This window comes from Streptomyces sp. NPDC093149, from assembly GCF_044754145.1.
Classification (GTDB): Bacteria; Actinomycetota; Actinomycetes; order Streptomycetales; family Streptomycetaceae; genus Streptomyces.
Map to the genome: position 1 here is coordinate 1 of NZ_JBIVON010000008.1, position 11965 is coordinate 11965.

Sequence of the window (11965 nt, forward strand, 5' to 3'; positions counted from 1 at the left end):
AACCACCGTCCACGTCACCACCAACGAAATCGACGAACACCAACTCAACAACAACACGTCCAGAATCGGACGCCCCCTCCCGGACCTCCGACTCCATGTCCTCGACCCGTACGGGAACCCCACTCCGATCGGAGTGGTCGGGGAACTCCACGTCGGCGGCGCGGGCCTGGCACGTGGCTACACCGGCCAACCCGCACTCACCGCACAACGATTCGTACCGGATCACCTGACGCCGTCCCCCGGTTCCCGCCTCTACCGCAGTGGCGACCTCGCCCGCTGGACACCCGCCGGCGACCTGGAATACCTCGGCCGGGCCGACGCCCAGGTCAAGATCCGCGGATACCGCATCGAACTGGGAGAGATCGAGGATCAGCTGGCCCGGCTGGACGCGGTCCTGCAGGCCGTTGTCGTCGTCCGGGACGATCTCGAGGACCGTGCGGACCTGGTCGCCTATCTCGTGCCGGAACCGGGCACCGACCAGCCCACCACCAGCGAACTCCGCGACGCCCTCGCCGACCACCTCCCCGACTACATGATCCCGAGGAACTTCGTCCTCCTCGACGCCCTCCCGCTCACCCCGCAAGGAAAGCTCAACCAGCGGGCCTTGCCCGCTCCGACGAGCGAACGTCCGGACCTGTCGGCCGAGTTCATCGCTCCCCTGCCGGGGACGGAGGAACTGCTCGCAGCGATCTGGACCGACATCCTCGGCGTCGACCGCATCGGCCGCCACGACAACTTCTTCGACCTCGGCGGCGACTCCATCCGCAGCATCCAGATACTCGGCCGAGCCCGCGACAACGGACTCACCTTCCACCTCCAAGACCTCTTCCACCACCCCACACTCGCCGACCTCGCCACCACCACAACCACAACACAACCCACCACCACACCACCCACCACCCAACCCTTCTCCCTCCTCACACCCCACGACCGCAACCACCTCCCCCACCACCTCGACGACGCCTACCCCATGGCCGAACTCCAGATCGGCATGGTCTACGAAATGCAACGCGACCCCGACCGCAACCCCTACCTGAACGTCGAGAACCTTCCGGTCGCCGGTCCGTTCGACGCTCCGCTCTTCCGGCGGGCTCTCGCGCTGGTGGTGAAGCGGCATCCCGTTCTGCGTACGTCATTGGCGCTGACCGGGTACAGCAAGCCGCTCCAACTGGTGCACACCGAAGCCGATGTGCAGCTGACGGTGCTGGATCTGCGGGGACTCGGGGATGACGCGCAGCGCACGGCTCTGCGGGAGTGCGTCCGTACCGAGCGGGCGAAGGTGTTCGACATCGGTGCGGCGCCGTTGTTCCGGATGACGGTCCACGTGCTGTCCGACGACGCCTTCCAGTGGACCGTCACCGACCACCACGCCATCCTCGACGGCTGGAGCCTCGCCTCCACCCTCGCCGAGATCATCGACACCTACCACACCCTCCTCGACGGCAGCACTCCATCGCTTCCACCCCTCCGCTCCACCTATCGCGACTACATCGCAGCCGAACAGGAAGCACTCACCAACCCCGCACACACCACCTACTGGCTGGACCTCCTCACCGACCGCCCCGACACCCGCCTCCGGTGCGATTCGGCCGCGTTGTCCGACGAGCCGGGCTACCGCAACGTCACCACGCATCTGCCCCCGCAGCTCCTCGCCGCACTGGAGCACGGTGCCGCGCAGGCCGGTGTTCCGCTCAAGGCGGTGCTGCTGGCCGCCCATCTGCGTGCGTTGGGCCTGGCGACGGGGAGCCCGGATGTCATCACCGGGCTGACGGCCAACGGGCGGCTGGAGGAGACCGACGGAACCGAGGTGCGGGGGCTCTTCCTCAACACCGTGCCGTTCAGGCTCCTTCTGGCGGAGGGTAGTTGGGCCGATCTGGCGCGGGCCGTATTCGATGCCGAGCGCGAGATGCTGCCGCATCGCAGATATCCGATGGCCGCGCTCCGGCGCGAGCTGGGTGGTGCACCGCTCTTCGAGGTCAACTTCACCTACAACAGCTTCCCGCAGTTCGGTGCGCTCGCCGAGGCGGGTGCACTCGCCAAGGAGGGACCGGGCAATGACGTCCCTGGCGTGGCTCCCACGAGCTTCCCGTTCAGCGTCACGCTCAGCCGGGAGTCGGTACTCGGCGGGATGTGGATGGAGCTGGAGTACGACACCGCGGAGCTGTCGGCCGACCAGGTCACCCGGCTGCGCGACTACCACCTGCGGGCACTGGAGGCGGTGGCGGCGGACATCGGAGCGGACGCGTACGGGACGCCATTGCTGAGCGAGTCCGAGCAGGCGCTGCTCGACATGCTGAACTACACGACGGACGCCCGGGCGGCCGGCAGGGTTCCGGTGCACGAGCTGCTGCGGCGGCAGGCCGCCCGTACCCCGGACGCGCTCGCGATCGAGGACGGCGGAACACGGATCAGCCTGGCCCGGCTGGACGCGGACAGTGACCGGCTCGCCCGGCGGCTGCGCCGGGACGGGGTGCGTCACGGCGATCTCGTCGGAATCTTCCTGCGGCCCGGATCGGCGGCGCTGACCACCTTCTGGGCGGTGTGGAAGGCGGGGGCCGCGTTCGTTCCGCTCGATCCCGGGCTGCCGGAACACCGTCTGCGCTCGATGCTGGATCAGGCCCGGCCCGTTGTGCTGGTCACCGACGACCCGAAGGCCGCCCCGAGCGGTCACCGACTGTTCGACCTTTCGTCCGTCACGCACGAGGCAATGCGGGAGGAGACCGGTTCGCGGTCCGGGGAGGGCCCGGACAGTTCCGCACTGCCGTCCGTGAGCGCCCGAGACCTGGCCTATGTGATGTTCACATCCGGCACCACCGGCGGTCCCAAGGGCGTCATGATCGAGCACGGCAGCCTCGCCGCCTACGCGGTGGGAACACCGCTGGCGCGTACCCGTTCGTTGGGGGCCGAGAGGCCGCTGCGGGTGGTGACCGGCACGTCGGCGTACATCTCCGACTTCCTGCTGGCGCAGGTCCTCCTGGTGCTCGACGGTCACACACTGTGCGTGCTGAACGAGGAGCAGCGGCGAGACCCCGGACATCTCGTCGCCCTCGCCCATGACCGTGAGCGGGCCGTGGACGTCATCGACACGACCACCGTCCAGCTTCAACTCCTGGTGGAGCAAGGATTGCTGGATGCCCCGTGGCCGCCCCGGCTGCTCGTTTTCGGGGGCGAGGCATGCCCGCCCGACCTGTGGGCGGCGCTGGCCGCACGGTCCGGGGTGCAGGTGTTCAACAGTTACGGGCCTGCGGAGGCGACGGTCGAGGCGACCGTCTCACGGGTGACCGGTGACGGCCAGCCCGTCATCGGCCGGCCCTGCGCCAACGCCCGGATCCATCTCCTGGACGCCGCAGGGCGTGAAGTGCCGCCCGGCACCGCGGGTGAGATCTGTGTCGGCGGCGCCGGGGTGGGCCGGGGCTATCTCGGCCGGCCCGGGGCCACGGCCGAGCGATTCGTGCCGGACCCCTGGGGCCCGGCGGGCAGTCGTCTCTACCGCACGGGTGATGTCGGCCGTCTCACCGACTCCGGCGATCTTGAGTTCCTGGGGCGGGTCGATCACCAGCTGAAGGTGCTCGGCGAGCGCGTCGAGCCGGAGGAGGTCGAGGCGGTGCTGCGCGCCCATCCGGGCGTGGCCGGCGCGATCGTCGGCCGCCATCCGGACCACGAGGGGCTGCTGGCGAACGTCGTACCGGCCCAGGGCGGTGCCCCGGACCAGCGGGAACTGCGACGGCATGCCGCCTCCCGGCTGTCGTCGGCAGCGGTTCCGGCGCACTTCGTCGTGGTCGACGCGTTGCCGCTCACCCCGGCCGGAAAGCTGGACCGTGGCGCCCTGCTGACCACCGGCCCCGGCACGGGTCCCGAAGGAATCGGGACGTCCGAAGAAATCAGGGGTCCGGGCGAACCGGTGCGTGGCACGACGGAGTCGGCGTTCTCCCGGACGGAGCGGCGCGTCGCCGAGGTGTGGCACAAGCTCCTCGGCCTTCGTGCCGACCGGCAGGACGACTTCTTCTCGATCGGCGGTCACAGTCTGCTGGCCGTACGGCTCGCTGGTGAGCTGGGCACCGCGTTCGGCACCACGGTTCCCCTGCCGCAGCTGTACAGCACCCCCACACTGGCGGGTCAGGCGGCGTACCTCGACGACGCGCGGCACGAGCGTGAGGGCAGGGGCCGAAGCGGCGGCCCGCGCAGCGTCATCGGCCTCGGCGGCTCTCCCGGGCTCCAGCCGCTGGTGCTGGTGCATCCGCTCGGCGGCACGCTCTTCTGTTACCGGGATCTGACGGCCCGGATCTCGGGGTCCTTCGAGGTCCTCGGGGTCCAGGGTGACCTGATGGGCGGCGGGGACACGGCGGACTTCGCCTCGCTGGCGTCGGGTTACGCCCGCGAGCTGGCGCCCCTGCTCCGGGGGCGGCGGCCGGTGATCGCGGGCTGGTCGGCGGGCGGTGTGCTGGCGCACGAGGTCGCCTCGCGGCTGGCGGACCGGGGCATCGTGGCCGATCGCGTCGTCGTCATCGACGCCGCTCCCCGACAGGGGCCGGACACGGCTGCGGACGCAAAGGCGCTGGAGCGGCTGCGTATTGATGTGGCACGGCTGGGACCGCGCCGGCTCCTGGCGGAGCACGCCATCGACGACGTGCTGCGACTGCTCGGCGTGGACGCGGAGGCGCTGGCCGAGCTGAACGGGCCCGTCACCGCGTCACTCATGGAGTTCTGGCAGGGGATGCTGTCCGGCCTGGCCGGGCACCGGCCCTCCTTCTACCCGGGCCCCGTGCACCTCGTGGTGTCCCGCCGGAGCGAGGAGGCGGCGGTCCGTGCCCAGATCGCCGGGTGGGAGCGGTGCGCCGGGACGCTGCGTGTCTCGTACACCGACGGCGATCACTACCAGCTCATGCGGGAGCCCTGGATCGGGGACGTGGCCAAGGCGTTCGCCGGCCCGGACGATCCGACAGATCAGACCGACGGGGGCGTGTCCGGCCGGTCCTGATCCGCCGTACACATCCGAATCCGGCTGGACCCTTTCGAAAGGAACTCGACGTGCTGGTGCTCGGTGTCAGCGGACTCGACCGATCGTTGTCCGTCAAGAAGAACATGCTGCCCGGTCTGGACCGGCGGGAACAGCGTGTGGTGCAGGGCCTCGACTCGGCCGCGGCCCTGGTCGGGGAGCAGGGCGTGATCGCCGCCTCGGCGCAGGAGCGGCACGACGGGGTGAAGGGAACGGGGGCCTTCCCCGTCGACGCGGTCGAGGCCTGCCTGAGAATGGCCGGAGTGACCCTGGACGACGTCGACTTCGTCGCGCACGGCTTCCGGTACGAGCCGTCCGTCGCCTTCGAGCGCGACGAGTTCGCCCGGCGCTGGTACCACGAGGTGTACAGCGAGGACGTGCAGTACGAGGTGTTGCGCGCGCACTATCCGGACCAGGACTGGGAGCGCAAGTTCGTCCGGGTGGGCCACCATGTCGCCCACGCCGCCAGCAGCTACTACCTGAGCGGGTTCTCCGACGCGACGGTTCTGGTGGCCGACGGCATGGGCGAGGCCGAGTCCACGTCGGTGCTGCGGGGCAGCGGTGACGCATTGCACGGTGTGCGCAGCTACTCCATATCCGCGTCACTGGGCATCCTCTACAGCGTCATCACCCAGTACCTGGGGTTCCTGCCGGGGATGGACGAGTACAAGGTGATGGGCCTGGCGCCCTACGGGGACGCGAGCCGGTACGCGAATGTGGCCGACGAACTGGTGCGCAGGGCTCCGGGCGGACGGCTGCTGGTCCCCGTTCTGGCGCACGACAAGTCACCGACGGAGCGTGAGACGCACCGGGGGGCCATCCGACGGCTGGAGGAGCTGTTCGGTCCGGCCCGGCATCCGGAGGCACCGCTCGACCAGCGGCACATGGATGTCGCGGCGACCGTCCAGCGCAAGCTGGAGGAGAGCCTCCTGTACGTCTTGCGCGAGACGGCGGACGGCGCGGGCGGCTCCCGCAATCTGTGCATGGCGGGTGGTGTCGCGCTGAACTGCACGGCCAACGGAGTGATCGCCCGCAGCGGTCTGTTCGACCGGGTGTTCGTGCAGCCGGCGTCGGGGGACGACGGTACGGCCCTCGGCGCGGCTCTGTGGCAGCTCCAGCAGCACGTACCGGCGCCGCCGGCCCCGATGATGATGCCCTACTGGGGCGAGGAGTTCGACGACGCGGACATCGAGGCGCAGCTGCGTGGGCTGGGTGCCGGATTCACCGTACGGAAGCTGGCCGAGGACGAACTGCTGGCCGAGGTCTCGTCGCTGATCGGCGCGGGGAAGGTCGTCTCCTGGTTCCAGGGGCGGATGGAGTTCGGCCCGCGCGCGCTGGGCAACCGGAGCATCCTCGCGGACCCGGCATCGCCCGGCATGCGCGCCCATCTGAACACCGTCGTGAAGCAGCGTGAGGAGTTCCGGCCGTTCGCGCCGGCCGTCCTGGCGGAGGAGGCGACCACCTACTTCGAGATCGAGCCGGGTCAGGAGTCGATGTACCGTCACATGCTGTTCGTGGCACAGGTGCGGCCCGAGTACCGTGACAGGCTGCCGTCGATCACACATGTCGACGGCTCGGCCCGGGTGCAGACCGTCGACCGGGAGAGCGCGCCGAGGTTCTGGCGCCTGATCCGCCGGGTCGGTGACGACCGGGGCATCCCGATGGTGGTCAACACCTCGTTCAATCTGCGCGGCCAGCCGATCGTGCGGACGCCGGACGTCGCGGTCGCCACGTACGCCCGCTCGACGCTGGACGCACTGGCGATCGGCGACTGGCTGGTGACCCGCGACCAGCCGTCGGCCGCCGGGACCGCAGGTGCGACCGATGAGTGAGCGGCCGGCCCCCGCAGGGGCACGTTCCGCGGCGGAGCTCCGTGAGGCCGTCGCCGCGATCTGGCGCAACGCCCTCGGCCTGGACGACGTCCGCGACGACTGCAACTTCTTCGACGAGGGCGGCGACTCCGTCCTCTCCGTGGAGGTGGCGATCTCGCTGCGCGAACTCATGGGCCAGGAGCTCGAACTGGACATCCTCTACGAGTACCCGGAGTTCGGCGCACTGTCGGCGGCGTTGATCACCGGCCCCGACGAGGGAGCGCCGCAGACGAGGGAGCTGACCGCCGCCGAGGAACGGCTGTGGACCGCCGAACAGCTCCACCCGGGAACCGCCGTCTACCATCTCGCCGTCCGCTACCGCTTTCCCGGCGGTCTCGACGTCATCAGGCTGCGCGCCGCGCTCGACACGCTGGCGGCCCGGCACGAGGCACTGCGGCGCGGTTTCGTGAAGCCCGCGCTCGCACTGACCGCGCGGAAGGCCTCCGTGGCGTGCCGGTGGGTGGACGCGCGGGGCGTGTCGGACGGGAGTGTGCGCGAGCTCGTCGACACCGAGGTGCGCACACCGTTCGACCTCGGCCGGCCGCCGCTGTTGCGCGCACTCGTCGTGGACCGGGGCGACGCGGGCGCTGAACTGATTCTGACCGTGCACCACTTGGTGTGCGACGGGGTGTCGCTGGACCTCCTCGAAACTCAGCTCCAGCACCTCTACGAGGGCGACTCGGGCTCGCAGGGCTCGGGATGGGAGCGGGAATCCGCCGGTCGTCAGGCCGTGTCCGTACGGCCCCGGGATGCCGGAGCGGCGCTGGACCACTGGCGGACGATGCTCGCCGGCTGCCCGGGGGCGTTGTCCCTGCCGCACGATCTGCCCCGTCCTGCGCGGCCCGGTGTCAACGGCGCCGCCCATCGCATCCTGCTCACGGACGAGCAGGTGTCGACGATCCTGTCGCCGGCCGAGGAGGAACGGCTCAGTCCGTTCATGGCGTGGGTGGCCGCCTATGTGACCGGCCTGATCGCGGTGACGGGCGACCGGGATCTGGTGCTCGCCGTGCCGGCCTCGTCGCGGGGTCCCGCCCAGGCGGGCGAGGTCGGCATGTTCGTCGATACGCTCCCGCTGCGGTTCACCGTCCGGCCGGGGGCCACGGCCCGTGACGTGGTGCGGTTGGTGCGTCGTGTGGTGACCGGTGCCCTGGCCCATCAGGAGGTGCCGTTCCAGACGCTCGTCGAGGAGGTACGGTCCGGCACCGACCGTTCGCGGGCCCCGCTGGCTCAGACCGCCCTCACCTACATGGACACCACACGGTGCGGGCTGCGGTGGGACGGTCACGATGCCGAGCGTGAGCAGATCGGCACGGGCACCGCGAAGTACGAGGTGCTGTGGCTGGTCACGCGGACCGGTCACGGAACGGTCTGCGAACTGGAGTACTCCACGGACCTGTTCACCGACGAGGCGGCAGCCGCCCTCCACCGACGCATGGTGGCGGCCGTCGACGAGGCCTTCGCGCAACCGGACGCCCCGCTACCGGAGTGCGGTACGGACGTGCTCGACGTGTTCGTCCCGATCCACGAAAGGGTGCACCGCCGGGCCGTGGAGCACCCCGGCGCGACGGCGGTGCGACACGGGCGGACGACATTGACGTACGGGGAGCTGGACCGGCGGGCGGGCGTTGTGGCCGCGGGGCTCCGGACGGCCGGGATCGGCCGTGGCGCGGTGGTGGCCGTGCCCATGGAGCGTGGCATCGGGTCGGTCATCACATGTCTCGGCATCCTGTACGCGGGCGCCGCCTACCTGCCGGTGGACATCGCTCAGCCGGCCGAGCGCACCCGGCACATCGTGCGGACCGCGGCGACGGTGGCCGTCGTCGCGGACGACGCCGCGGCCGAACTGCTCGCGGAGGTCGTGCCCACCCACTTGCTGGAGAAGCTGCTCGTCACGGACGAGACCCCGGTGGCCCCGGCGGAGGTCACCGGCGCCGATGTCGCCTACGTTATCTGCACCTCGGGCTCGACAGGCCGCCCCAAGGCAGTGGTGGTGCCGCACCGCGCCGTCGTACGGCTGGTGCCCGACGCGGACTTCGTGACGTTCGGCCCCGCCGACCGGGTCGCCCATGTCTCCAATCCCGCCTTCGACGCGGCGACGCTGGAGATCTGGGGGGCGCTGGCCGGCGGCGGCACTCTCGTCGTCGCGGACCGGGACGTCCTGCTGTCTCCGCGGCGGATGCGTACCTTCCTCGCCGACGAGCGCATCTCCGTCATGTTCCTCACCGTGACGCTCCTCAATCAGATGGTGGACTTCGCGCCGGATGCCTTCCGGGATCTCCGGGTGCTGCTCTTCGGCGGCGAGAAGCACGATGCACGCAGGCTGGGGAAGCTGTTCGCGGCCGCCCCGCCCGCCGCTGTGGTGAACGGCTACGGCCCCACTGAGAACACCACGTTCAGCACCACCCACGAGGTGACCGCCGAGGATCTCGCCGAGGGCGTGGTCCCCCTCGGCCGACCGCTCCCGCGCAGCACGGCGTACGTCCTCGACGCATCCGGGCACCGGGTCGGTACCGGCGGGACCGGGGAACTGTACGTGGGCGGCGACGGGCTCGCCCACGGCTACCTCGACGCCCCGGCGCAGACCGCCGCCGCCTTCGTCCCCGACCCGTTCGCCGGGCGTCCCGGGCAGCGGCTCTACCGCACGGGCGACCAGGTACGGGTCCTGCCCGGTGAACGGTACGAGTACGTGGGGCGGCTCGACGACCAGGTGAAGGTGCGCGGCCATCGCGTCGAACTCGCCGAGATCGAGGCGGCGGTACGGAGACAGAGCGGGGTGGCCGACGCCGTCGTGCACGCACGTGCGACGGACGACGGCATCGAGATCACCGCCTTCGTGGCACCGCAGACCGCCGGGGACGGACCGCAGGCGGCCCTGGACGTCACCGTGCTCGGGGACGGACTGCGCAGCGAACTGCCGCAGTACATGCTGCCGACGTTGATCGTCGTCGACCGCATCCCCGTCACCGCCAATGGAAAGGCGGACCGCGAGGCACTCCTGTCGACGTCGGCGGCGGCCGGTGGTTGTGCTCCGGCAGAGTCCGCCGATCCGTCACAGGACGGCGACCCGGTCGACGGCACGGTCACCGCGCTCTGGCAGGAGGTGCTCGGCGCCGGGAGCGTCCGGCCGGAGGACAACTTCCTCAACGCGGGCGGACATTCCATCAAGGCCATGCGGCTGCTGGCCCTCCTCGGCGAGGAGCTGGACGTCACGATCGATCTGGTCGATTTCTTCGAGAATCCCACCCTGCGCGGACTCACCACCCTCGTGCGGCAGGAACTGACGGGAGGTGAGCTGTGAGCTCCGCTCCTTCTCTGGGCCGCTTCCTGCACTGGGCGCAGGTCCAGCCGGGCGCCGCGGCGATCGTCGACGAGAGCGGCGAATTGAGCTACGCGGCACTGGAGTCCGCCGCCCGCACCCGCGCGGCCGGGCTGTCGGCCGCCGGGGTGCGCCCAGGAACGCGGGTCGCCGTCGAGTGCGGGTACGGCACCGACTACGTGGTCGCCCTGCTGGCGACCTGGCTGCTGGACGCGGTGGCGGTGCCGCTCGATCCGGCCGCGCCGGCCGAGCGCCGCCGCCACCAGGTCCGACAGGCGGGCTGCGAGGCGGCCGTTCCCTTTCCGTACACCGACGGCATCGTCCGCGCCGCCGTCGCCGACGTGGTCTCCGCGGGGGCGACCTGGGCCGCCGGCCCGCCGGGCGCGGGCGAGCCTGCCGCGTACATCCTGTTCACCTCGGGCTCGACCGGGCTCCCGAAGGGGGTGGAGATCGAGCACACCGGGCTGCTCACCATGCTGGACCACTTCTCCGAGTCCATGGGCCTGGGGCCGGGCGACCGGATGCTCGCGCACAGCAGCATCGTCTTCGACATGTCGGTGCCGGAGATGCTGGTGCCGCTGACGAGCGGCGGCACGATCGCCGTCGCTCCGTCGCGGTGTGCGCGCAACCCGGAGTTCTTCGCGAAATGGCTGCTCGCCCAGGCGCCCGGCGCCGCGTACGCCACACCCAGTCAGCTGCGGCTGCTGCTTCCCTTCCTGGCCGGTGAGCGGGCCTTCACCCACCTGGTCAGCGCCGGGGAGGCGCTGCCCGCCGCGCTGGCCGAGGAGTTGGACGGGGTCGTCGGTACGTTGTGGAACGGGTACGGCCCCACCGAGACGACCGTCTGCGGCCTGTGCACCGAGGTCCGTCCCCCCTACCGGGACCCGCTGCCGATAGGCGTACCGATCACCGGCCTGCGCGCCCAGGTGCTGGACGGGTCGCGGCAGCCCGTGCCCGAGGGCGAGGTCGGTGAACTCTGTCTCTACGGGGTCGGTGTGGCGCGCGGCTACGTCGGTGAGCCCGGTCTCACCGCCCGGTCCTTCACCACCGGCCCCGACGGCTCCCGTGCCTATCTGACCGGTGACATGGTGCGGATCGGTGCCGACGGGCAGTACTTCTTCCACGGCCGGATCGACGACCAGGTGAAGATCCGGGGACACCGGGTCGAGCTGGGCGAGATCGAGTCAGTCGCCGAGCGCACCCCGGGCGTCTTGCAGGCGGTCGCCCTGCTGACCGAAGCGCTGCGTGGGCGGGCCGAGTTGCATCTCGCCGTGGTGTACCGGGCCGGGGAGGGCGAACCCGTCGGCCCGGGAGCCGCCGAGGCCGCGCTGCGCGAACGCCTGCGGCGGGACCTGCCGGTCCACATGCGGCCGGGGCGCCTGTTGTTCTTCGACGAACTGCCGCGCAACGCCTCGGGGAAGACCGACCGCAACGAGGTGCGGCGGATCGTCGAGGAGCGCCTGAGACGCCCCTGAACAAGGCACGGCACACCGTCACCGGTCGTGCGCCCGAACTGATCCTTCCAGTCGATTCAACCGTCAGTCAGAAAGGCAGCAGACTCATGAGCGAGCAGACGACCGGCACCCGGTACAGCGTGGTCCACAACGACGAGGAGCAGTACAGCCTCTGGGCCGAAGGGCGGCCGCTCCCGGCCGGCTGGCACCGCACGGACTTCAGCGGCGGGCGCGAGGAGTGCCTGGCCCACATCGACGAGGTCTGGACGGACATGCGCCCCAGGAGCCTGCGGGTGGCCATGGGCGAGAACTGACAGCTCACCGACCG

General features: G+C 70.8%; 5 protein-coding genes. All 5 read left to right on the plus strand.

The window, feature by feature from the left end; all coding sequences use genetic code 11:
- The coding region (locus tag ACIQCZ_RS23735; protein ID WP_402284692.1) for an amino acid adenylation domain-containing protein at positions 1–4978 on the plus strand (4978 nt) is incomplete at its 5' end.
- Between the two features lie 50 nt (positions 4979–5028).
- Complete coding sequence (locus tag ACIQCZ_RS23740; RefSeq protein WP_402284693.1) at positions 5029–6828, plus strand: carbamoyltransferase; 1800 nt, start codon at positions 5029–5031, stop codon at positions 6826–6828.
- Positions 6821–10165: an amino acid adenylation domain-containing protein gene (locus tag ACIQCZ_RS23745; RefSeq protein ID WP_402284694.1), complete on the plus strand. Its 3345-nt coding sequence runs from the start codon at positions 6821–6823 to the stop codon at positions 10163–10165. The genes ACIQCZ_RS23740 and ACIQCZ_RS23745 overlap by 8 nt, the downstream gene beginning before the upstream one ends.
- Entirely contained in the window at positions 10162–11658 is a 1497-nt protein-coding gene (locus tag ACIQCZ_RS23750; protein ID WP_402284695.1) for an amino acid adenylation domain-containing protein, read from the plus strand. Before ACIQCZ_RS23745 ends, ACIQCZ_RS23750 begins: the two co-directional genes overlap by 4 nt.
- Before the next feature lie 86 nt (positions 11659–11744).
- Positions 11745–11951: an MbtH family NRPS accessory protein gene (locus ACIQCZ_RS23755; protein ID WP_351078794.1), complete on the plus strand. Its 207-nt coding sequence runs from the start codon at positions 11745–11747 to the stop codon at positions 11949–11951.
- The last annotated feature ends 14 nt before the right edge of the window (positions 11952–11965 follow it).

Bases quoted from the DNA above. Each gene is read 5' to 3' on its own strand.
- ACIQCZ_RS23745 (WP_402284694.1), top strand. From the start codon at position 6,821: ATGAGTGAGCGGCCGGCCCCCGCAGGGGCACGTTCCGCGGCGGAGCTC.
- ACIQCZ_RS23755 (WP_351078794.1), top strand. From the start codon at position 11,745: ATGAGCGAGCAGACGACCGGCACCCGGTACAGCGTGGTCCACAACGAC.